Below are 24,432 nucleotides of genomic sequence, written 5' to 3'. Positions count from 1 at the left end.
ATGCAGGGAGCACATCAGCGTTTGAAAGACATTTTACCGGAGATGGAAGTTATAGGTTCCAATTCTGATGATGCAGTTTCTTGTTATTTGCGGACAATGTATCAGGTTTGATGCTAATAATCTGAATTATTGAGAGAAAACAGCCTCCTATTGGGGGTTGTTTTTTGCTTTTAATATTAACCATGCTAATTAATAGTATTATTTGTTTTTAACTTTTGTATGAGTGTGCTTTTTGTTTTCAATGCTAAATAAATAGTAAGTAATTATTTATAAAATGAAATTATTTTTATTATTCTAATTTAAATTGGTTTTGTTATGGCGTGATTGTTATTTATTAATGTATTGTTTTTACATGGATTTATCTTTTTTGATTTGGATGTGATATCGAAAAATTTAATGGGTAAGTTCTGTTATTATATTGCTGTGAAACAAATTTTAGTGTCTTCTTTTTAAAATTTATTAATTACAAAACTTAATTTTTCCCTAATATTTGTGACTGGCATTAGATTATTGAGTTCTTCTATTTGAATATTCTACGCGAGTAGATAAGTTTATGTATAAATATCATTCATGAATAACAATAATATTTTTAGATATACCACGTTGGAATTGAAATTTTACTGTTCCAACATTCAGGGAATATATTGCAATGCCGTATGAAAATACGGCATTAGCTGCCATTCAGATACAGCATGCTTCTGAAGCGTGTCTAGCAACAAAAGAAGGACGCAAGGGATTTCGGCGTGCCGTTTTTTCCTGTTGGTTGGGAACGACAGTGGAATATGCTGATTTTGCTCTATATGGATTGGCGGCGGGTATTATTTTCGGGGATATTTTCTTCCCCGATATGACACCCACCGTCGCCCTCTTTGCCAGTTTTGCAACCTATTCAGTTGGATTTATCGCTCGTCCCATTGGTGCTCTTTTGTTTGGATGGTTAGGTGATCGCAAGGGGCGAAAGATCGTCATGATGATGACGGTTATCTTGATGGGGATCTCAACCACGTTAATTGGATTTATTCCCGGCTATGCTCATATCGGAGCTTGGGCTCCTGCCTGTTTGGTAATATTGCGATTCATACAGGGATTAGGGGCAGGTGCAGCACTATCTGGCGGCACGGTTATACTTGGGGAATTTGCACCACCAGCAAAACGGGGCCTGGTTTCTTCTGTCATTGCCTTGGGTTCAAATAGTGGAACTCTGCTGGCATCGCTGGTTTGGTTGCTGGTATTGACAATGGATAAAGAAGATTTACTCGATTGGGGATGGCGTATTCCATTTCTGTCCAGTGCCTTAATTGTGATAGTTGCACTTTATATTCGCCGATATATGAATGAGACACCTGTTTTTGAACGTTACAAGACAGAGTTGGCAGAGCAACGTTTGCAATCATTGGCTGCAAGTGAGAAGCAACGAGTAGCTTATGAAAATCGATGTTTCTGGCAACGTACTAAGGCTTTTTGGATCATGATTGGCTTACGTATTGGCGAAAATGGCCCTTCATATCTGGCCCAAGGGTTCATCATCGGTTATGTCGCCAATGCGCTGATGCTGGACAAATTTATTCCCACCATTGCGGTATTTATCGCATCCATTTTGGGTTTTTTGATCATACCATTGTCAGGCTATCTGTCAGATCGCTTTGGACGCCGTATCACCTATCGCTGGTTTTGCTTGTTACTTATGCTTTACGCATTTCCTGTTTTTATCTTACTGGAAAGCCGCGAACCTATGATTGTCATCCCAACTATTGTTGTAGGCATGGGGCTGGCTTCTCTGGGGCTCTTTGGTGCTCAGGCTGCGTGGGGGGTGGAACTTTTTGGCGCGGCGAATCGTTATACTAAGATGGCTTTTGCGAAAGAGTTGGGAGCCATGTTATCGGGAGGCACCGCACCATTAATTGCGTCAGCATTATTATCTTTTACAGGGCATTGGTGGCCTATTGCCTGCTATTTTGCGTTGATGGCAGGTATTGGGTTTATTACGACATTCTTTGCACCAGAAACACGTGGTCGGGATCTCAATTTACTTGAGGACGCGATTTAGAGTCGATCTTAACCTGCGGGCGACATATATCATGAATTCACACTTGAAAAGAGTGACGCGTAGTGATGTTGCAAAAGAGGCTGGAACCTCAGTAGCGGTTGTCAGTTATGTTATCAATGGTGGCCCCCGACCTGTTGCAGAAGCGACTCGTCAGCGTGTATTGGCAGCGATTCAGAAAACGGGATACCGACCTAATAGTATTGCAAAGGCATTGGTTTCTGGGACAACACATGCTTACGGGCTTATTTTGCCAAATATTGCCAATCCTTTTCTTTCTTCTGTTGCTCATGCCTTGCAACAGGAGGCATTCAAACATGGGCAAGTTTTGCTGCCAGGGGATTCCGGGGATAATCGTACCCGTGAAAAAGAGTTGCTCAACAACTTATTGAACCGTCAAATTGATGGTCTGCTGTACACGAGTGTTGATCGCCATCCATATATTGATTTGATTCAGGCCAGTGGCACACCTTGCGTGATGTTGGATTGGGTCAATGCGGGATCAAATGTCAGTGCGGTTCGTGTCAATGAACGGATTGCCGCATTCAAGGTGACTCAACATCTCACTCAACATGGTTATAGGGATATTGCTATTATTTGTGGTCCTCTTGATATGTTGAATACACAAGATCGGCTGTCTGGTTGGCGTGATGCCTTGATGCAGGCAAATTTGGTGGTACGTGATGAGTGGATTTTTTCCACGGAATATACCCGTCAGGGAGGCTACGAAATCACTTTACAAATGTTAAAAGGAAAGCGGCCTCGTGCGCTGTTTGCCACCAATGAATTACAGGCATTTGGATGCCTGCGTGCGTTGGCTGAGAATGGAATCGCTGTACCCGATGATATTGCATTGGTTTGTTTTAATGCCACACAACAATCCCAGTTTAATGTACCGTCCTTGACGGCAGTGCGTCAGCCAATTGACAAAATGGCGCAAACAGCCATTGAAATATTGAGAACCTGGGATGGGAAAGCTCAGGAGCGCGAGTTTGAATTTGAATTACAGATTGGTGAGTCTTGTGGTTGTCGCAGTATTTTTTGATTTTTTTCTCTTGGGTAGTGAAATAAAGTATTTTTATGTCGATATTAGTTATTTTATATATATAACACAGCTAACTATCATCTTTGAAAATAAATAAAATTCTAACGAGTGTTAATAATAAATTTATTGTCTTTATTTTTCTGATAGTTTTGCGTGTAACTTTGATATGTGCCAGAGATATTTATATTGGATTTGTTTGGAATTTGGCATTTGGAAGAATTTTTTAATTCATTATCTAATAACGATGCAAATAATACAGTATTGCTCTGAGAATAATGAAATATAGACTTTAAAAGGTAAGTAAGTGTAAAGTTAATCATCCTTTATAGTTTGTCTGCTTTTCCTTTATAAAATCTAATTTCAATTAAGTGATATTATGAATTGGTATCTTGGTGTCTTTACAAAATATGCTATATTCTCAGGGCGCGCCCGTCGTAAAGAATATTGGATGTTTTATTTGTTCAATATGATTGCAGTCTTGGCACTCTGTATATTGGGTTCAGCAATTGATGAGTCTATTGGTTTGGTCTTGGTTGGTGCTTATGCGCTTTTCTCCTTAATTCCAAACATCGCAGTAACGGTACGTCGCCTTCATGATACTAACCGCTCTGGTTGGTTTTTTTTATTGATTTTTATTCCATTAGTAAACATTGTCCTATTCGTATTTACTCTGTTAGAAGGTACTCAGGGAGATAACGAATACGGAGCAGATCCGAAAAAAATGCTTTAATAATTTAAGGCATTGCCTAAAGTAAAAGTATAGTTTGCCATCATTTTTAAAACGCTGTTCATCATTTTCGGGCAGCGTTTTTTTTATAAAAAATCGCCGTAAGCGAATAATACCGCTCTTCTAAAGATCATGGGTTATTTATTTTCTGCTAGGTTGAATAACTTGTCATGGTTCAAAATTCCAATCTTGTCCCTTATTTCGGTTATCGGCTTGTTATATCTTCATAATGCTCATTAACGATATGAAATAAGGAGTTATTTATGCATGAATTGCGACTTGAGTATTACGATTTATCTCCTGAACTATTGCAAGGTTTTCGTGCGGTAAGGCAAGGATTGGAAAAAAGCCCGCTGGGTTTGCCGTTGATTGAATTGATTTATCTTCGCGTTTCCCAGATCAATGGCTGTGCTTTCTGTTTAAACAAACACACTCAGTTTCTGAGGAGTCATCAGGAAATGGAGCGCCGTTTAGCTGAATTGGCGGGATGGCATGTCAGCGGGCAGTTTACCTTACGTGAGAAAGCGGCATTAGGGTGGGCAGAATCATTGACGCATGTCGTAACAACACATGCTTCTGATGAAGCTTACTTGCCATTGAAAGATTATTTTACGGATAAAGAAATTGTGGATCTGACTTTTGCCATTGCGTTGATGAATGGAATGAATCGCCTTGCGATTGGCATGCGCCAATAATTTTCGGTTGAGAGGTTATATACACAAACATTGTTGCAGGTTTTGCGCGTGCTTTAATGCCTCTTCTTGTGTGGTTTGATTGGCAAATCCAAATAGTAATCCTTTGCCACAATCTGATCCCAAACTTCGTGCAGACAAAGCGGCAATGCCAAATTGATGTTCTCTGGCGCGTTGAGCCAGTGCGATATCATCTTCATGATGTTCAACACGAGCCAGTAAATTCAGCCCACTAGCGGGAATATCAAACTGTAAGCGGGTATCAAAAACGTGCTTTAAGCTCTCAGTCACTATCTGGCGTCGCTGCGTATAGGCAGTGCGCATATTGCGCAAATGGCGGGTGAAATGCCCTTCTTGTATAAAATCAGCAACAACGGCCTGCTGTAATAAAGGGCATCCATCATGCCAAATTTGGCATGTGGTATTGAAAAGCGGCAACAAATGGGGAGGGACAACCAAATAAGCAAGCCTGAGCGCGGGTGTTAGAGTTTTGCTGAATGTCCCGAGATACAAGATATTTTCAGATCCTAAACTGGCCAATGAAGGCTGAGGACGGCTTTCGTATCGGAATTCGCTATCGTAATCATCTTCGATCACAAAAGCATTGTTCTGCTCTGCCCATGCCAGAAGTGCCTGCCTGCGTTCCATCGACAAAGAGACTCCCAACGGACTTTGATGTGTAGGAGTCACTAAGGCAAGTCGTGCATCAGGAGCACGTTCCTGAGCGAATGAAACACAGATACCATGCTGATCAACGGGAATGGGAACAATTTCAGCGCCCATCTGCATCAGTAAATGATAGCCGGGAGGAAAGCAGGGATCTTCGAGCCAAACTTGATCTTGCGGTTTTAGAAGAGTCCGGCCGATAAGAGTGAGTGCCCCACGATAGCCTGCGGTGATGAACACTTGTTGTGGGGCACAGCTTATACCACGCGATAATTGCAGATAAGATGCAATGGCCTCTTGTAATGGCGGATAGCCTGTAGCTTGAGGATAAAACATCTGTTTGCTTTGCAAACGGATGTGTTTAGCACTCAGTGTATTCCATAATTTACGGGGAAAAAGATCTAACGCAGGTAATCCCAATTGATAAATCTGTGGTTGCGTTGATGCAGCACCATTGAATAGTGATAAATTGTTCGTTTCTGGCTCAGATGGGGGCAGTATTGCAGGTGATTTTAAGTGTATGCCGGCAATCTGTGATGAAACTACGGTTCTGGCTTGTCCTCTGGCTTCCAGATAGCCTTCTTCAATCAATAACGTGTAGGCCAATTCTATTGTACTACGTGAAACTTTCAGTTCGCTGGATAACGTGCGAATAGAAGGAACACGCTGCTCAGGTTGTAAGATTCCCTGAGTGATGGATTTAACAAACCGTTGGTATATTTGGCGATACAGAGGTAAGGATATATCCCTTTGTAAATAAGTATCAGACTGAAAAATTGTCGTTTTCACTTTTCTCCCTTTTTTGCATCACTCCGTAAATTGCTAATCCCCCCAATACCACGCCAGCCATAATCAAGGGTGTTTGTCTGGCAAGGCCGGATTCCAGTACCGCACCAAAACAGAGATACCCGACAGGTACGGCAAGGAATCGTGTAGAGGAAAACAGCGTCATCATGCGGCCAAACAGCTTTTCTGATACCTGACGTTGAATCAGAGTGACTTCAACGGGGGCAGAAAACCCAATACACATGCCAATAGCGAAAAGCTGGATGAACAGGATATATTGTCCGCTGAATAGGTTCAGGGATATCAGAAACAGCACGAATAGGCTGTATCCAGAAAGAATTATACGGTTGCTGGAAAAATGTTTTCCGTAAACACCATACAGCAATGAAGAAAGCGTTGTTCCTACGCCAAAGCAAGTCATTGAGACACCAAGGCTTAAAACAGAATTAAATTCCTGTTTATTCACATACGGTAAATAAACGATCAAAAACGGTGTGAGTACAAAATTCACTACCGAACTAATGATAAGTACTGCAAAAAGCGCTTTCTCAGATTTTATATACCTGAATGCTTCGAGGAAATAATGATGTGGCAGAGAAGGGGTTTTGGTGACTTCATTGATATTGGCGATAAAATGTTTTCTCAGAATAATTAGTCCCAGTGCGACAGCCAAGAAACTTATGGCATCAAAATATAAGGCATTGATCGTACCGAGCAGGGCAATAATGAATGATCCAATAACAGGGCCGATCAAATCGCAAATATTCTCAATGGTGCTGTTGATCCCATTGATCAACTCATGTTCCCGTTTATTTTGCCTGATCTCCTTTGCCAGCATCACATCTTTTGCCAATCGCCCCGGAGAATCCAGGACAGTGGAAAATATCAGTAAAACAGCCAACAGATAGAAGTGCAGTATATCCATTGTATAAAACACAGGGATCAGCAGGACACTGAGGAAATTCACCAAATCAGATAACACTGAGATGCGGAATGCCCCGTATTTATCTACTAATTGTGCGCTAAAGAAAATGGAGAAGATCAACGGCAGAATTTTTGCGGACATCACTGTAGCAACCAAAAGTGGGCTACCCGATATTTCCAGAATCAGCCACGGAATAGCAATCTCAGTAATGGCGTTTCCTAAAATAGAAACGCCATTTAATGCCAATAATCCGCTAATTTGAAAAGGTATGCGTTTGATCATGTCGCAGTAATATTATAGTGCCCCTGGTTTACGTGGTGGATTTCGGCCTGAAGTGTTGGCTGTATAACTACGTATTTCTTGACCAAAAATATCAACCCGTGCCTGAAAAGGCGGGAATGGCAAGGTAATATTGTGTTTGCGGAATTCCTGCAAAATGTGTTGGTGTACTTCATGGCGGGCAGGCATACGGTGCCCCATTTCTGCGGCATAAGCACGCAACTCGTAAATCTGAATACCTTGCTGCAAATCCACTAAATATACTTCTGGCATTGGATTATCGAGAATTAATGGTGAGCTTTTGGCCGCAGTCATTAATATGTTGGTGGCATATGCGGATTCAGTATCAGCCGGGACAGGGACAGTCAGAACGATACGGGTGATCGTGTCAGACAGCGACCAGTTGATGAATTGCTCAGTAATAAAGGCTTTATTGGGAACAATAATTTCTTTTCTGTCCCAGTCGGACAGGGTGGTGGCGCGCGTATTGATCTTCGTAATGCTGCCAGTCAGGCCACGGATGGTCACGGTATCACCAATCCGGATTGGCTTTTCAAACAGGATGATCAGGCCGGAAATAATATTGGCGAAAATTTCCTGTAAGCCAAAACCAAGACCCACCCCCATCGCGGCAATCAGCCATTGAAGTTTAGACCACTCAATACCCATCATGGAGAAGCCAACCAAGCCACCAATCAGGGTAATACTGTATTTGGTCAGCGTTGTGATGGCATAACCTGTACCTGGTGATAAATCCAAATGCTGTAACAGGGCAAGTTCCAGCAAGGCAGGCAAATTACGGACAAGTTGCGTAGTAATGATGATAACCAATATCGCAACGAGTATTGAGCCGAGAGTAATTGGCTGGACAGTATCGACACCGTTTATGGTCGTACTAACGTTCCAGAGCCTGATATTTTCAAGGAAAGAAAACGCTGAATGTAATTCAGACCACAATAGAATGAGTGAAACGAGAGCAAGCATTGTCAGGATCGAACGTACTAACCCTAATGACTGGGCGCTGATTGCATCCAAATCAATAACGGGTTCTTCAACTTCGATCGAGCCTTCTACACTGCTATTGATATTGCTTGAATCGTCTTCGCTCTTGGCGCGTTGAGCCAGTATTTCTGCACGACGCTGTTTGGCACGCTCAAAAGCAATTTTGCGCCGTTGGATCAGCATCCATCGACGAATAATGTGGTAAATGACCAGCAAGAAAAACCAGATAGCAACGGAGGTTTCCAGACGCCCCAGCAAAGCCTGTGATGTTTGCAGATAGCCGAGGATCGAAGCAAATGCTGCTAAGATTGGGGCAGAAAGCAGTATCCACCATAGGACAGAGCTAACGATATTTTCACCTGATCCGTATTTGTCCATGTAAAGCGGGATACCGGCACGTTTTAGGCTGTTAGTCACCAAACTTAAGGAAATACAAAGCATCACAAAACAGAGCCTGCCGAGGGTCGGGGTAAATTCCCGGTCGCTGTAGTTGTTAAAGGTGATTAATGCCATCATGAGAGGCACGATCAGGAAAATGGACAGGCGATAGAAACGCATTGCCCGTTTTATGCGCTCTTCAGGCCAGCGAAAGTGCGCGATAAATAAGCCATTCGGATGAGCAAACGCGGCACTGAGCATAAAGACCCATAGCACTGGCGTTGTTGCACGTACACCATCGCCAATTGCGTTAGCCATCGGATACTGCCACGCATTTTGCAGACCATAACCAATGGCAGACCAGAGCATCGGCAGCGGTAATGCCGCGATGATAGACCAGAAAACAGTACGCAAAGTAAGAGAGAAATGGTCTTGTGTCACTTTGCCGATGCGGTTGCTGGAACGCTCAAGAAAAGCATGATATTGGCGGTGCGAGCTGATACTGAAAATCACTAGTAGCAAAGTACCCAGCAAATAGAGCAGAGTATCCTGTGTAGTCAGCATATTATGGATTGCGGCACCTAACTGCGAAAATGTATCCAGAGACAGAAGGCGCGTCAGAGCTTGCACTACCTGTAGTGGATAATCCAGCGATATGGAATTAACATCTGCGACCCAGAACAGATAGCGATGAGTGGCGTCCCGAACTTCTTTCACCGCATCATTTAATTGGTTGGTGGCTACTTTGAGCTTTGTTAATTCCAGAATTTCGTTGTCATACCCTGAGAGCAGAGAATTTAACAGCTCCTTCCGAGTCCGGGTAAGGGATTCATAAACTTGTTTCTGTGCCGGAGTCAGGGAATTATATGAAGATGATGTCTGGTCAGGATCGCTCTGTGAATGTTCCAGCATATCCTCGTATTTCAGCCTTTCGACCCGCAATTCGGCAATACTTCTGTCGAGTTGCTGGGATTTTGGCATATCAGGGATACGAGTGACCTGAGCTCTTAAGGCTTCCCCAAGTGCAGTGGAGTCGCTTAGCCATTGTGCCTGTTCACGAATAGTATTAAGTGTCTGGCGTACCAGCAAAATATCGCTGGCAGCCTTGCGCTGTTGTGAACCAATAACATCCATGCTCTGAGTTTGGTGACTGAGCATTTGTGATAATTGGCGGTTTTTATGAAGCTCATCCAGCAAAAATTGTGGCAGTTTCCCACCACTCTGTTCTGCCAGCATTTCGGTATGTTCAAGTGCAGATTCGGCTTTTTGTTGGCGTTGGCTGTTTAGCTGACTGCGCAATTGTTGGAGTTTAAGATCCAGCCGTTGGTAGCGTTTTTTAAATAAATCGGCACGTATGCGGGCAATTTCTTGCCGGTTATTAGCAGAAAGTTGTGCCATTTCCAGTTCGTTGGTCACGGCTTTACGGGTGTTGACTTCTGCTTGGGCCAAAGTCAGTTGTGCTTCAGAGAGGGGAGAGGAAGGTGAACCCAAAGATTGGAGACGGGAAGCCGCTTCTGTCAGCAGACGTTTCGCCTCAACCTGTTGCTGAGGTAACTGGTTTATGGAATCGCTGATTTCCCGGATCTTATCCTGTTCTTGCTGTAATTGGCGCCCCTGTTCCAGAAATTCGCCACTAACCTGAATAATTTGTTGTTCTAAATTACTGATAGACTGGTTAGCAGGAATGGGGGGAACAGTATTACTTTCGGCAAGAATTTTCTGGCGTAATTCTCTGATGATAGATGGAAAATCATCAATCGCCTGTTGATACTTTTGAGTGCGCTCATTGGCGGATTTTGTATCGTTAACCCAATTTATAGCCCCTTGAAGTGCTTGCGCGATTTCAGAACCTTGTGGATTCTTACTACCTTCAACCTGCTTTAACTCTTGTTTCAGCTGGGTTTCATCCAACTGTGTGATAGCAGCAAAAGCCGGATTTGCAATCAACAGGCTGAGAAGTAAACTGATAATCAGGCGCACAATAAGGGGCTCCTTGGATCTAAAATTAGCTGACGATGTCTTTACTCATTGGTTCATCATTTACTGATTCATCGGTGTTCACGGCCGAGTCTTCTGCCGTGATAGCCTGAGCCAGCAAACCACCCATGCGGGTTTGTGAACCACTGTATAAATTATTGGCAAAATTAACCTGATTGGAAGCAAACAGGTTGATAACAGTTGAACCAAGTTTGAAGCGCCCCATTTCCTCTCCTTTCTTGAGAGAAACCGCACCTTCTTCACCTTCTGCCGGATACGCCCAGCGTTTGATGATGCCTTCACGCGGTGGTGTAACACAACCACTCCAAACGGTTTCAATACTACCAACAATCGTTGCACCCACCAGAATTTGTACCATTGGCCCGTATGCTGTTTCAAACACACAGATGACACGTTCATTACGCGCAAACAAATTTGGTACATTGGCTGCCGTCAATGGATTGACTGAAAAAAGATCGCCGGGAACATAGATCATTTCTTTTAGCACACCGTCGCATGGCATATGGACACGGTGATAATCTTTTGGCGATAAGTAAGTGGTAATAAACTGACCGTTGCGAAATTGCCCGGCGAGTTGATATTGCCCTGCCAGAAGAGCTTCAACAGTGTAGTAGTGGCCTTTGGCTTGAATAATTTGCTCTTCGCGGATCGCCCCAAGCTGGCTGACGGTTCCGTCTGCCGGCAGAGCCAATTGATTGGCTTCATTGACGATAGGGCGAATGTCTTCCTTCAATGGGCGGACAAAAAACTCATTGAATGTTGAGTAAGCAGTGAATGAAGGGTCTTTGGCTTCATTCATGTCCACTTTATAGGTTTTGGCGAAAGCCTTGATTACAAGTTGTGTTAGCCAGCCCGCCTTTTTATTGGCAAACCAGCCTGCCAAATTTGTAATGCATTGTTTTGGCAGTAAATATTGTAACCTGATTTTAAGATTATCCAGCACGTCAACCTCTTGGATTTTTTCCTGGCAAATTGGACAAAAGTTTTCTATTGTACCTGCCATTATTTTGAATGTCAGGGTATCGTTAATTATTGTCTTATTTTTGACCGCCTGTGAAATTTCGGCGTGGTTTAACTTGTGCCATGCTTTCCAGAATCCGGTGATAATTTTCGAAACGCTCTTCTGCAATAATGCCTTGTTCTAACGCTTCCCTTAAGGCACATCCCGGATCATTGTGATGTTTGCAGTCCCGGAATTTGCATCCGCCAAGGTATTCGCGGAACTCAATAAAGCCTTGTGTCACCTGCTCCGGTGTCAGGTGCCATAATCCGAACTCACGCACACCCGGAGAATCAATTACATCGCCCCCCAATGGGAAATGGTAGAGGCGTGCTGTCGTGGTGGTGTGCTGGCCCAGACCGGAATTATCAGAAACCTCGTTAACCAGAATGTCTTTTTCAGTATCAGGCAGCAGGGTATTGAGCAAGCTGGATTTCCCAACACCAGACTGCCCTGCAAAGATGCTGATTTTATCAGCCAACAGAGAGGTAAGTTCAGATATCCCTTCACCGGTATGGCTGGAAACTTCCAGTACGCTATAGCCGATATTGCGGTAAATGTTCATGACATCGTTAACCCATGCCCGGCTTTCGGGGGCCAACAGATCGACTTTATTGAGTACGAGCAAAGGCTCGACGTTGAGTGTTTCACATGCGACTAAATAGCGATCAATAATATTCAATGAAAGCTCCGGCAATATAGCGGAAACAATCACAATTTGGTTGATATTTGACGCGATGGGCTTGATGCCATCGTAGTAGTCGGGGCGTGTAAGCACAGAAGTACGCTCATGAACTGCTTCTACGATCCCATTAACTTTGACATCAGATTGGAGTTGCAACGCTGGGCGCCATACAACGCGATCGCCCGTCACCAATGAGCCGATTGTTCTGCGAATATTGCAACGCTGTATGGAATAATCTGCGGCCTCAATATCGGCATGTTGCCCGAAGCGGCTGATCACCAGCCCTTCCTGTGGGTCGCCAAACTGGCTATCATCCATTTCTGGTTTGTTGGCATTAGTCTTGTTCAGCCTGCGCTGATGATTGGCTTGCACACGGCGTTGCTGCCCTTTGGAGAGTTTACTTTTAGCCACCGAATCTCACTTATTTTATCTATCTTGCTGATTGTCGCTGTGAATGATCAAAAACGTTATGATACATCACCGATACAGACTACCTCTTTTGAAGGAAACTAGGATATATCATGTCAAAAAGTGAGAACAATCTTATCTGGATAGATTTAGAGATGACGGGATTAGATCCCGAGCGGGATCGCATAATCGAAATCGCAACTATTGTCACAGATGCGGAGTTAAATATCCTTGCAGAAGGCCCTGTGATTGCGGTGCACCAGTCAGATGAGCAATTGGCATTGATGGATGACTGGAATGTGCGGACGCATACTGCCAGTGGGTTGGTCGAGCGAGTGAAACAGAGCCGGTTTGCTGATGCTCAGGCAGAGAAAGCGACTATCGACTTTCTGGAACAGTGGGTTCCGGCAGGGAAATCGCCAATTTGTGGCAATAGTGTGGGGCAGGATCGCCGTTTCCTGTTCCGTTATATGCCAGAGTTGGAGAAATATTTTCACTACCGTTACTTGGATGTCAGTACGCTGAAAGAATTGGCCCGTCGTTGGAAACCTGAGATGTTGTCAGGGTTCAGTAAGAAAAATACTCATCAGGCGTTGGATGATATTCGGGAATCCATTGCTGAATTGGTGTATTACCGTGAGCACTTTATCCAGAAATAGACGTTATCCAGAAATAAACGTTATCCAGAAAAAAATCAGGCGTTGGTAAAAGGCTTGTACGTAAGTTAATCGCTGTGTTGATGATTAAGCGGATAATTTGCCGATTTAATCATCAATCAGAGAAAAAACGCGATTTTTTGTGTTTTGGGACTTGCCAGACGAATAATTCCTCGTATAATGCGCTCCCCGTACCGATGAATAATTTCAACAGTACGTCACACCAAGATTTAAGCGGGAATAGCTCAGTTGGTAGAGCACGACCTTGCCAAGGTCGGGGTCGCGAGTTCGAGTCTCGTTTCCCGCTCCAAATTAAAAGTTATGCGGGTGTGAAGAATTAGGCCGATATAAGCCATACAAATGCGGGAATAGCTCAGTTGGTAGAGCACAACCTTGCCAAGGTTGGGGTCGCGAGTTCGAGTCTCGTTTCCCGCTCCAAATTCAGGACGGTAGATTTTTTTATCAAAGTCTGCAAGTCATAGAAAAAAGCGCCTAAAGGCGCTTTTTTTGTTTTCAAAATATCTAACCAAGGCCAACAGCCACGTGAACATTCAATGGTGCTGCGGTTTGGTCAGTTACAATGATGTCCAACACGTATTATCACATTGTTTTTTGTAATTCTTTCAGCAATGTTTCCTTACATTCCATCATATATTTCATCGCTTTTTGCTTCACATGTCCAAAACCACGCACTTGATTGGGTAATTCAGCAAGCTGCTGACAGATTGCCAAATTATTGTGATCCATTTTTTCGATCAAAACATCAATTAATCGCTCATATTCAAGCAGCAAATTTCTTTCCTGCTTACGCTCTTCCTGATAGCCAAAAATATCGAAAATAGTGCCACGCAGTGATTTACACGCAGCAAGGAAGCGGAGTATAGGAATAATCCATGAACCGTATTCCCGTTTTCCTCGTTGACCTGTGCGGGGATCTTTACGATTGAAAAGGGGAAGGCTGAGGTGAAAGCGAATTTTATTGGTATTATCGAATTGAGTTTGGAGATTATCGAAAAAATCAGTTTTGACGAAAAGGCGCGCAACTTCATATTCATCTTTGTACGCCATCAATTTAAATAAGTTTTCAGCAACTGCTCGGGTAATTTCTTCGGCATCAATCTGTTGCGCTACCATTTGAATCTGGGCAACACGGCTGAGATAATGCATCGCGTATCTTTCATTCTGATAATCAACCAGCAATTGATATCGGTGCATCACGAGGTCGTCCAGACTTTTTATGCTTTTTTGTGGATGCATATTTAAATGCTCCTGTAAAATCTCTGGCTGTACAGCCGCGATACGGCCTATCTGGAAAGCCCGCCGTGCATTACCTGCTGAATTTCCCAGCTCTTGAATGGTATTGTTGATAGAAGATAGCGTGATCGGGAGTTTGCCGAGTTGCCAGGCATAACCGATTAATATGATATTTGTTTGATCTCTGTCTCCCACCAGATGAGTGGCCATCATTTCTGCATCAATAGGGAGTAATGCGTGAGTATGTTGGTTAAGGATATCTAGCATCTTAGGTTGATCCAGATCCAACATCGGGGCTCGGAGCATTGCGCCAATTTGCGTTTCATGAGTGTTCAGGATGCATTTCGTCGAACCCCTCGACATAACTTCCAGCGCATTTTGCCCTATTGCAGCAACGAGATCAGCAGCGATAACCAGATTGGCTCGCCCTCGATCAATCCTGACTTGATGCAATTTATTGGCGTCATGGCATAACCGAACATGGGTTATCGCTTCCCCTCCCTTTTGGGCAAAACCGGTAAAATTGAGCAAACTGACGGCACAATCATCTAATTGGGCGGCATTTGCAAGGAGATGTCCTGCGGTGACGATGCCTGTACCGCCGACACCAACCAATAGGATTTCATAAGGAGTTTTCGCCGGGCTGGGTGTTGGTAGAGGTAGCTTCTGGATAATTTTTTCTAAATCGGTTTGTGAGATAATTTTGCTGAGATCGGGACATGGATTGGCATTTTCGACGGTGATAAAGCTGGGGCAAAATCCTTTCAGACAGGATAAATCCGAATTACAAACGTGTTGATCTATCGTGCGCTTAGTGCCTAAAAGGGTTTTTGTCGGGATCACAGCGAGACAATTCGATTGTATTTGACAATCACCACAGCCTTCACAAACTTGCTCGTTAATGACAGCACGTCGTGTCACTTTGGGGGCTAACCCACGCTTTCTTTTGCGGCGAAGCTCCGTAGCACACTCTTGTTCATAGATGATGACTGTTACGCCAACAATTTCACGAAGTCGTTTCTGTATATCTTCCAGATAGTCCCGCCCATAGAACTTCACATTGGCGGGAAGGCGGCTTTTATCTTTATATTTATCGGGACGGTCTGTCACGACAACGACTTCTTTTACCCCTTCTGAAATCATCAAAGAGGCAATTTGTAATATTGTAATGTTTCCATCCAGTGGCTGTCCGCCTGTCATTGCAACAGCATCATTAAACAGTAACTTATAAGTAATGTGACTTCCCGCAGCAACAGACTGACGGATAGCTAAGTGACCGGAATGAAAATAGGTTCCATCTCCCAGATTCTGAAATACGTGAGAGCGATTGACAAAAGGGGCGTGTCCTATCCAATCAATACCTTCTCCTCCCATTGGAGTGAGGCCGTTTCCTGTGTTGCGATCCATCCACGCAGCCATGACATGGCATCCTATGCCAATTTGAGCTTGGCTACCGTCCGGCAAGCGGGTTGAAGTACTATGGGGACACCCTGCACAAAAATAAGGTGTTCGCTTAGGCAGAGTGGCATCATGCGGAATAATCGCTATCGACCATTCTGGTGGTACGGAGAGAAAGAGGCCGAACTGTTGTAACCATCCAGAAAGCGGGGTTGCGATCCGTGAGGGACGTAACTCTATGTCAGCCGGCAACAGTTTTTGACCGAGATGGTTGTGTTTACCTATCAGATTGACGCTTTTTCGTAACTTAACTAATTGATGTGCTAACAGCATTTCAACGATGGCTGCTTTCTCTTCAATGACAAAGATATCGGTGACTTGTGCAGCTAGTTCACTGAGAAGCGGTGATAAAGGAAAAACCAAGCGTACATGAAGAAACGCGATTCCTTGTTGTGCCAATTCGGAGGGCGTCAGTCCTCCAACACGCAGAGCTTCCATGACATCCTGATGGGCTTTGCCAACTGTGACCAGTAAGGCGCGTGGATGTTCGCAAGGTGTGAGGAGATAATCAATGGGGTTCAGTTTGGCAAAATCTTCAATGGCTTTCAGTTTATAGGCTAAACGTTTTTCAAGCTGCGGGCCGGGGAGATCTGGCCAACGCCAGTGTAGCCCATCGGGGCCAGAGTCAACTTGAGGGATTTTGTACTCGGGGAAGGGTTTACTTTCTCTGGCAGCACCACTTTCCACAACTTCACTGATCGCCTTGAATCCAAACCATGCGCCGCTTACGCGTGAGGCTGCCCACCCCCATAGACCAACATCGAGGTAATCAGCAACCGATGCCGGATGCAAAATGGGCATACTCCATGCCATCATCGCGAGATCAGATTGGTGGGACATGGAAGAAGAGACACAGCCATGGTCATCCCCGACGATAACCAACACACCACCGTGTGGTGAGGAACCATAGACATTGCCATGTCTCAGTGCATCGCCAGAACGATCGACTCCCGGCCCTTTGCCGTACCACATCCCAAAGATACCATTAACTTGCCTGTCAGGGTCAGATTCCACTTTCTGTGTACCCAGCAGTGCAACTGCCGCCAGATCCTCATTGACTGCCGGCTGAAACCGAATATTAGCCTGAATAAGCTCTTTACTGTGTTGCCATAATATTTGATCTAAACGGGCTAAAGGTGAACCGCGATAACCCGAAACGAATCCCGCTGTATTAAGATTATGGAGTTCATCTAATTTAGCTTGAGCGAGTAGAAGGTCGACCAGCGCTTCAGTGCCCGTGACAAATTTAGATTGATAATATCGAGCCATATCTTTGACCCTCTCTGAAGAGAATAATCATCTAAGTAACGACCAAAATTGATGCTAATCTATTTCTATCAAATGGTTACGACAAGCATAAATCTTATTAGATGTTAGTTATTTGTTTATTTAATGTTAATTTCATGAGATCTAAGCTATTCTAAATAATTGCAACGGAGATAGCATGTCATTTTTGTGTCAGAACTGAGCGAGTATCTTTTGAGCGTTTAGTGTGAGGATAAATGTAAAGGGCTTGCCATCTTATCTGAACATGTTCATAATAGCGCACATTCCTGATGTATGGGTTAAGATAATTGTCTTGCTATTCATAGTGTTAACTAGTTCATAGCGTTAACCAGTATTCAGGTATCTCCGGCTAATAATAGCCATCAGCGACGCGGGAATAGCTCAGTTGGTAGAGCACAACCTTGCCAAGGTTGGGGTCGCGAGTTCGAGTCTCGTTTCCCGCTCCAATTTCCTCCATTCTGTTATTTTATTTCCATAAGAATATTTACGTCTGAAAGTGTAATTTGCTTTTTTTGTCTGTTTTTTTATACTCTTTTTTATCCTTATAAAAAGAATGGTCATGTATTCAACGCGTTATTATTCAGATATTATCCCTATTTTTATGGGAAAACTTAATGGCCACAGTAGAAGTTAAGTGTCGATTTTGCAACCGGACAAAAGGTGTTAAAAAGCATGGTACGGATAAAGGAAGCCATCAACGTTATCGTTGCTTGTCTTGTCATCGCACTTTCCAACTCGAGTATTCCTATCGTGCCTGTCAGGCCGGAATAAAAAGCAGCAACGTTGGTTATGGTATGCTTGGGAAGTTCACCTAAAGCGTACAATTGCTCATACTTTTGGAAAGCAAAGCAAGAAAACGCTCAAGAAACTACTGAAAAAATGATCTCGATTCAACGAACCGGATTTTTAGGCAAGGATTCTTTAATTCAAATTATTATCTTTTTGAGGAAGTTTATTAAGACCTTTTGCCTCATTGAATATTGAGTTGAATGTAACCAAATAACATGAACCTGAATTGTATCGGTAGAGTAATCACTTAATATCGGAACAAGCAGTTTTTTATCTAAATAATGTTGAATAGTGATATCAGGCAGATATGCAATCCCTAGCCCTTTTAGGGCAAAATCAATACGAGCATTTAAATTATTGCACACAATTGATCTAGGAAGGTTAGTTTCTCTGGTTGAGTCAATTGGCCATTGTTCAATAATCCCAGTATTTGGTGAACGATAGTGTAGTAATCTATGGTTCATCAAATCAGAGGAAGTTAGAGGTTCTCCATTCTTCGCCAAATATATTGGTGATGCAACGATAAGACGCCGGAAATTACCTAAATGATGAGATCTTAGATTATTATCTGGAATATACCCAACACGTATAGCAGCATCGAATGCTTCTTGGGTTAAATCAACATTGCGGGTTGAGTAATCCAGTTCCAATTCAATGTCTGGATATTGTTCATTAAATTTAGACAAGTGATCTAAAAAAATATCGGTGATTGGAGCGAGGCTTATCTTTAAGCGTCCTTGAGGTTTTTGAGCAGCGTTGGATAGCTCATATTGGAGTTCATCCATCTCGTCTAGGATTCGTCGGCTCTTTGCAAGCAATATATTCCCTTCATGAGTAAGAGAAATACTCCTAGTTGTTCGGTTAAATAGTTGTACTCCAAGTTCCTTTTCAAATCGCGATATTCGCTTACCAACAGCAGATGCTGTAAGACCTAATACCCGACCTGCACCGACAAAACTTTTGAGTTCTGCGACTTGGACAAACACCGAAATTGCGGTAAGAGATTCAATCATTTTTTCTCCATTGCGGACAATTATGTCTCCATAGACCGGAGATATACCCTACTTTTTCCACAAATGCCAGTAAGATAAGATTATGTGATTCCATAAAACTATTATGTTTTTTAGTCGGCATAAGTTGTTTTTTTGATGTAACCTTTGTCGTTAATTGGAGTTTTTTATGAATAGTAATAAAGTCATGAGTTGGCCACTTTTTGCGTTGGCAATCTCCGCTTTTGCGATTGGTACAGCAGAATTTATTATTATGGGCTTATTACCCCAAATTTCGGTGGATTTGAGTATTTCTATACCTACTGCCGGATATCTGGTTTCAGGTTATGCAATTGGTGTTGTAATCGGTGGTCCTTTGTTTGCGTTTGCCTTGCGTAAGGTAGAAGAAAAAACGGCACTTCTACTGCTTATGGTTATTTTTATCGTTGGCAACTTAGCCTGCGAGTTAGCATCTGGTTTTGAAGTATTATTGATTGCTAGAGTTTTTACAGCGTTTAGTCATGCCTCTTTTATTGGGATAGCTGCAGTTTTGGCATCGCGCATTGCACCACCCGGTAAGGAAGGAAGGGCTATGACTCTTATGCTTACTGGAATGACCTTGGCTAACGTTCTGGGTGTACCAGCCGGTTCTTATATTGGTCTAGAGCTTGGTTGGAGAACGACATTTGTAGGTGTTGTTATCTTGGGCCTACTGTCTTTATTCATGATATTTATTCTTGTGCCATCCAAAAAAATCACGAAGTCTAGCAAGCGTGAAAATAGTATGATTGGATTAAAGAGACCTCTCGTTTGGCTCGGATTAATAACCAGCGTGATGGCATCAGCAAGTATGTTTACCTTCTTCACTTATATTGTTCCTATCCTTCAGGATGTTACTCATGTAGAACCGAAATTTGCCAGTCTTGCTTTGATGATCTGTGGTATTGGAATTACCATCGGCGGGTTACTTGGGGGACGTCTTGCAGATTGGAATCTCACCAAATCTTTGGTTTTAGCATTGTGTATTTTAATTGTAACGCTTGTTGCCTTCTATTGGACAAGCTATGTAAGGTATCCAGCTGTAATCAATATGGCTATTTGGGGATGTTTATCTTTCACAGTAGGAATGCTCTTGCAAGTTTTGATAATTAGAGTTGCAGGGGAATCTGCAAATTATGCCTCAACTTTGAATATCGGTGCATTTAATCTTGGTAATGCTATTGGGGCGTGGATTGGTGGGAAGGTTATTGATGCAGGATTCCCATTGAATACAATATCCTTGGTGGCTGCTGCTATCTCTGTTGCCACTTTGATAATGGTACTTATTATGTTTATTAGCAATGGTCGACAACTTCTGATCTACAGATCGTTCTAGAATAGGATTGGTCAATAGCTTTTGCTCTCTATAAAAATGACAACAATAATTAATTCAAAGAGAGTAAACGGTCTGCCTTTTGCCAACAAGACACCATCCAATCAATTAATACTGATATCCGATTGGGTACATAGTGGCTTTTCATTCTTAACAGATGAACAGGCAGCGGGGGCAACAGCCACTCGGTTAACAGTCTGATTATTTTCACTACCATGCGGGTTTGTGGCGAAGCGAGATGACCATTTATAGTGGTGCTTTCAGCATCCTGACTTATACCTTGATGGGGATAACATTATTGGCTGTGGCTATTTGTTTTTTGACTTTGAGAAATAGACGAATAGCTATTAATACTAATATAGCAACATGATTTTATGCACGGATCATTATAACGGCCCATTTATTTGGGCTGTGTTTAAAATCAATTGAATATCGTTAATAAGCTCAGTGCCAAACTATAATTTCTGTTGATTAGGTTAATCTATCTATTATTCATTATCACGATAGCACTGGAATTTGATATCGCTTTTCTGGCTAATTCACTGGAATATATTTCAGTGTATTGAAAAGTAAAATTTTTTGTTAGCACTGGAAAGGTAATCTCCCCCTCAATCATCATTGAGAGCCTGCGTCTGTAGAATAATTACAGTAGGTATTAGTGACATTCATAGATTCTCGCCCTTTGCGATATTTAACATCTGTATTGTCGTTATGTTTGTCCTAAATAGGGGCAATTATCTTCATATATTAATCGCTGGTGCTGATTAAAAGACTTCTTTTCTTGATCTTTAAAAAAATCGTCATTATTGATGGGAGTATAGAAAAGATGATAAGAACCGGAGAAAGATATCTTGATGACCTGCGTGATGGACGAACGATTTTTATTAATGGAGAGAAGATTACAAATCATGTGGATCATCCCGCGTTCAGGAATGCTATCAGGTCTGTAGCGAATTTGTATGATTATAAAGTTAAACATGCCGATAGCATGACGTTTAAGACAGAAACGGGGGAGCAAATCAGCCTGCACTGGGAATTACCCTCTACACCGGAAAAGTTAGTTGCACGCGGTCATGCCGCCTATGAATGGGCGAAGCAGACGGTTGGCTGGTTGGGCAGAAGCCCTGATTATACTCCATCGGCACTTACAGGAATGCTGACGCATATTGAGTTATTTGAATCTTACTCACAAGAGCGAGCGGATGCTCTGCGGAATTATTTTGCTTATGCGAGTGAAAAAGATCTCTATCTGACTTATGCACTGATTAGCCCACAAGGCGATCGTTCAAAAACACCGGGTGAGCATACTAAAAATATTTATCACACTCTTGGTGTGGTGGAAAAGAATGCGAAGGGCATTGTTGTCAGAGGTACAAAGATGCTGGCAACCGGGGCAGCTCTGGCAGATGAAGTTTTTGTTGGTACACATTATCCCCTTAAGCAGGGCATTGATGAGCGATATGCACTCTCTTTTGCTGTGCCACTTAATACGGATGGCATCAAAATCATTTCAAGGCAATCTTATGAATTAGGGGCAAATCCCAAGGATTATCCGCTATCGTCCCGGTTTGATGAAAATGATTCCATGCTCTATTTTGATGATGTTTTGGTACCCTGGGAAAGGGTTTTTGTCTTCGAAGATATTGAGATGTGTCTCAGGCAGTTAGACTCAACGGCGACAGAAGTGATAATGGATACTCAAGGCTTGGCCCGTTATGCTGTGAAATTGCATTTTTTGGCGGGTTTGGCTCAGAATATGGCTGAGATAAACGGCGTGTGTCAGATCCCTGCCGTGAAGGAATCACTTGCACAGTTAGCCTGTTATGCCATGAATATGGAGGCGCTGTTTAAGAGCGTCATCCATTGCCCAAAAATATATAACGGATTTTATATACCCGATAAGACTCTGCTTTATACGTATCGGGTGATGTCGCAGTCAATATATCCTAATGTCTTGGGAATAATCAGAAAGTTAGCAGGTGGTGGCATTCTGATGTTGCCATCCAGTGAGGCAGATTTAGAAAATGATGAAATTTTAGGAATAATTGAGAAAACACAATATTCATCAGTTGCTTCCCCTATCGAAAGGGTCAGGTTGATGAGGTTGGTGTGGGATGCGGTTGGGTCAGAGTTTGCTTCAAGGCATCATCAATATGAGTTGTTTTATGCAGGAGCCCCTTATCAGACGTTAGGACGTTTTTATAAGCAATACGATTGGGAATCATCAAGAGCATTGGTTGAGAAGGTAAAAATTCCATAGTCGGTAAGAGAAAGTGCCAGCGTGGAGATGTTGGCACTTATTGCAATCCCCGCCAAAAATAAATTGTCGATAAAGCGCTTGCTATCCTGTTCTAACAGGTCCATAATGCCGCCTCATTTTTGAAGAGGCAGAGGAAAATTTCTCCACTAGCGTCTAGAATGGATGAGTGGGTTTTTTATTTCCCTGCTGATTTCTGGTGTTTTCTACTAGAATTCAATTCTTGTTTTTATCCACAGAATTTAAAATTACAGTCATATTGAGTCACCTGATGATGCTCTACTTGTTACACAGAGTTATCCACAGGAGGATTTGCCGTATCTGGATATTTTAAGTTATCACCCAACGCAATGGTTTGCGCTTAACTTATTGATTAATTAAAGTAATTGATCTCATTTAAAAACGCATTGATTAATATTTATTCTTAGTTTGTTTATTGATCGGGAAAGCATTTTTATTTTATTCACAAGGAAACAGACGGCTTTTTTAACAAGAAATTCGCTTGGTTGATTGTTAAGCATCTCTGGGTAAGCCTTTAGTAATAGCGCGTATCAATCGTTTTTGTTGTGAGGTCTGAACTTCGATTGAATTAGCATTACGGCGGGTTATTTGTTGGTCAATGGCCCAGTGGATATGTTCATCCAAAACTTCACTTAATCCCGTTCTTTTTTCCAAAGCTAACACGATGTCATCTTGGTAAGGCGCATTGCCTAAGGCAACAGAAATGTTGCGTAGCCAGCGCAAATACCCAATGCGACGAATGGCTGAACCTTCCGTGATGCGCAGAAACTTTTCCTCACTCCAACTGAACAGGTCAAGCAGCTCTGGAGTATGTAGTGCTGCACGTGGGCTGAAATCAGCTTCATCCGTTAATTGCGAAAAACGATTCCACGGGCAGATAAGCTGGCAATCATCGCAACCATAAATCCGGTTACCCATTAATGGCCGGAATTCTTCCGGTATTACGCCTTCCAATTCAATTGTCAGATATGAAATGCACCGCCGGGCATCAATGGTATAAGGCTCAACGATGGCCCCTGTCGGACAAGTTGTCATGCAGGCTACACATCGCCCACATTGTTCTTCTTGGGGGACATCAACAGGCAAGGGAAGATCAATCAGCAATTCACCAAGGAAAAACCAGGAGCCTGAATCTCGGTTTAATATAAGTGAGTGTTTACCAACCCATCCAAGCCCGGCTTTTGCTGCCAGTGGACGTTCCATGATAGGGGCAGAATCGACAAAAGGACGAAAATTCAGAGTTCCCTGATATTCATGGGTGGTGCAATAGTCTTGGATCGTATCGCCTAGTTTTTTGAGACGTTGGCGCAGCAGTTTATGATAATCTCTGCCCAGAGAATAGCGGCTAACATAGCCCATTTGTGGATTGTTAAGCGTACTGGCAAAAGCGGCTTTAGCGGGCAGATAATTCATGCGTACACTAATCACCCGCAAAGTTCCGGGCAGCAGTTCATGGGGACGGGCGCGCATCATACCGTGACGTGCCATCCAGTCCATTTCGCCATGGTATTGCTTATCAAGCCATTCCTGTAGCTTCGGTTCTTCTGCCGATAAATCGGTGTCACAGATACCGACTTGTTGGAAACCGAGGGAAATACCCCATTGTTTAATATTTGCTGCTAGAAGATTCAGATCGAGAGGGGCTGTCATGGGATATCAATTTACTGCTGTAAGAGGAGCGTAGATTAACACAGTGTGGATTGAATACAAAAAG

The 24,432-nt window shown here is 42.9% G+C and carries 15 protein-coding genes, 3 tRNA genes and 2 pseudogenes; 12 read left to right on the top strand and 8 right to left on the bottom strand.

Annotated elements, in window-relative coordinates; all coding sequences use genetic code 11:
- From AB204_RS23390 to AB204_RS05840, 5 genes and pseudogenes are all read left to right on the top strand, one after another.
- Positions 1–111, top strand: a pseudogene (locus AB204_RS23390) (sugar/pyridoxal phosphate phosphatase YigL); the annotation flags it as partial.
- A 538-nt stretch (positions 112–649) separates the two neighbouring features.
- Complete coding sequence (locus AB204_RS05860) at positions 650–2,047, top strand: MFS transporter (RefSeq protein WP_047962443.1); 1,398 nt, start codon at positions 650–652, stop codon at positions 2,045–2,047.
- Between the two features lie 31 nt (positions 2,048–2,078).
- Entirely contained in the window at positions 2,079–3,089 is a 1,011-nt protein-coding gene (locus AB204_RS05855) for a LacI family DNA-binding transcriptional regulator (protein ID WP_047962442.1), read from the top strand.
- A 376-nt stretch (positions 3,090–3,465) separates the two neighbouring features.
- Positions 3,466–3,819 (top strand): DUF805 domain-containing protein, encoded by a 354-nt coding sequence (locus AB204_RS05845; protein WP_047962440.1) that lies wholly within the window; start codon positions 3,466–3,468, stop codon positions 3,817–3,819.
- 260 nt (positions 3,820–4,079) lie between these two features.
- Positions 4,080–4,511: a carboxymuconolactone decarboxylase family protein gene (locus AB204_RS05840; protein ID WP_047962439.1), complete on the top strand. Its 432-nt coding sequence runs from the start codon at positions 4,080–4,082 to the stop codon at positions 4,509–4,511.
- A gap of 15 nt (positions 4,512–4,526) precedes the next feature.
- Here the strand turns inward: AB204_RS05840 and pdxR are convergent, their stop codons facing one another.
- The 5 genes from pdxR to rsgA form a co-directional block, all read right to left on the bottom strand.
- Positions 4,527–5,963, bottom strand: coding sequence for a MocR-like pyridoxine biosynthesis transcription factor PdxR (gene pdxR / locus AB204_RS05835; RefSeq protein WP_047962438.1), 1,437 nt, complete (start codon positions 5,961–5,963; stop codon positions 4,527–4,529).
- Positions 5,938–7,167, bottom strand: coding sequence for an MFS transporter (locus tag AB204_RS05830; RefSeq protein WP_047962437.1), 1,230 nt, complete (start codon positions 7,165–7,167; stop codon positions 5,938–5,940). Before AB204_RS05830 ends, pdxR begins: the two co-directional genes overlap by 26 nt.
- Positions 7,168–7,179: 12 nt before the next feature.
- Complete coding sequence (gene mscM / locus AB204_RS05825; RefSeq protein WP_047962436.1) at positions 7,180–10,524, bottom strand: miniconductance mechanosensitive channel MscM; 3,345 nt, start codon at positions 10,522–10,524, stop codon at positions 7,180–7,182.
- 25 nt (positions 10,525–10,549) lie between these two features.
- Complete coding sequence (gene asd, locus AB204_RS05820) at positions 10,550–11,485, bottom strand: archaetidylserine decarboxylase (RefSeq protein ID WP_047962435.1); 936 nt, start codon at positions 11,483–11,485, stop codon at positions 10,550–10,552.
- A 94-nt stretch (positions 11,486–11,579) separates the two neighbouring features.
- Positions 11,580–12,638 (bottom strand): small ribosomal subunit biogenesis GTPase RsgA, encoded by a 1,059-nt coding sequence (rsgA, locus tag AB204_RS05815; protein ID WP_047962434.1) that lies wholly within the window; start codon positions 12,636–12,638, stop codon positions 11,580–11,582.
- Positions 12,639–12,748: 110 nt separating this feature from the next.
- On the opposite strand from rsgA, the gene orn reads away from it, so the two are divergent.
- The 3 genes from orn (at position 12,749) to AB204_RS05800 (ending at position 13,729) form a co-directional block, all read left to right on the top strand.
- Positions 12,749–13,294 carry an oligoribonuclease gene (orn, locus tag AB204_RS05810; RefSeq protein WP_047962433.1) on the top strand — a complete coding sequence of 182 codons (546 nt, stop codon included), beginning with the start codon at positions 12,749–12,751 and terminating at the stop codon, positions 13,292–13,294.
- 231 nt (positions 13,295–13,525) lie between these two features.
- Positions 13,526–13,601 (top strand) — tRNA-Gly (locus AB204_RS05805).
- 52 nt (positions 13,602–13,653) lie between these two features.
- A tRNA-Gly gene (locus AB204_RS05800) sits at positions 13,654–13,729 on the top strand.
- 162 nt (positions 13,730–13,891) lie between these two features.
- Here the strand turns inward: AB204_RS05800 and AB204_RS05795 are convergent.
- Positions 13,892–17,272: an indolepyruvate ferredoxin oxidoreductase family protein gene (locus tag AB204_RS05795; protein ID WP_047962432.1), complete on the bottom strand. Its 3,381-nt coding sequence runs from the start codon at positions 17,270–17,272 to the stop codon at positions 13,892–13,894.
- 388 nt (positions 17,273–17,660) lie between these two features.
- On the opposite strand from AB204_RS05795, the gene AB204_RS05790 reads away from it, so the two are divergent.
- Positions 17,661–17,736: transfer RNA gene (locus AB204_RS05790), tRNA-Gly, on the top strand.
- A gap of 168 nt (positions 17,737–17,904) precedes the next feature.
- A pseudogene (locus AB204_RS21230) lies at positions 17,905–18,164 on the top strand (IS1 family transposase); the annotation flags it as partial.
- Positions 18,165–18,216: 52 nt separating this feature from the next.
- On the opposite strand, the gene AB204_RS05785 reads toward AB204_RS21230, so the two are convergent.
- On the bottom strand, positions 18,217–19,092 hold the full coding sequence (locus AB204_RS05785; RefSeq protein WP_084728537.1) for a LysR family transcriptional regulator: 876 nt from the start codon (positions 19,090–19,092) through the stop codon (positions 18,217–18,219).
- A gap of 166 nt (positions 19,093–19,258) precedes the next feature.
- Here AB204_RS05785 and AB204_RS05780 point away from each other — a divergent pair, with 166 nt between their 5' ends.
- Together AB204_RS05780 and AB204_RS05775 are read left to right on the top strand one after the other, a co-directional pair.
- A complete protein-coding gene (locus AB204_RS05780; RefSeq protein ID WP_053067839.1) occupies positions 19,259–20,443 on the top strand; it encodes an MFS transporter in 1,185 nt (394 codons plus the stop codon).
- Between the two features lie 823 nt (positions 20,444–21,266).
- The gene (locus tag AB204_RS05775; protein WP_047962431.1) at positions 21,267–22,700 is read left to right on the top strand and encodes a 4-hydroxyphenylacetate 3-hydroxylase family protein; all 1,434 of its coding nucleotides are present in this window, start codon (positions 21,267–21,269) and stop codon (positions 22,698–22,700) included.
- A 510-nt stretch (positions 22,701–23,210) separates the two neighbouring features.
- Here the strand turns inward: AB204_RS05775 and queG are convergent.
- Entirely contained in the window at positions 23,211–24,368 is a 1,158-nt protein-coding gene (queG, locus tag AB204_RS05770) for a tRNA epoxyqueuosine(34) reductase QueG (RefSeq protein WP_047962430.1), read from the bottom strand.
- Between the last annotated feature and the right edge of the window lie 64 nt (positions 24,369–24,432).

It is taken from the genome of Xenorhabdus khoisanae, assembly GCF_001037465.1.
GTDB lineage: Bacteria > Pseudomonadota > Gammaproteobacteria > Enterobacterales > Enterobacteriaceae > Xenorhabdus > Xenorhabdus khoisanae.
This window is presented reverse-complemented; position numbering and strand designations above follow the sequence as displayed.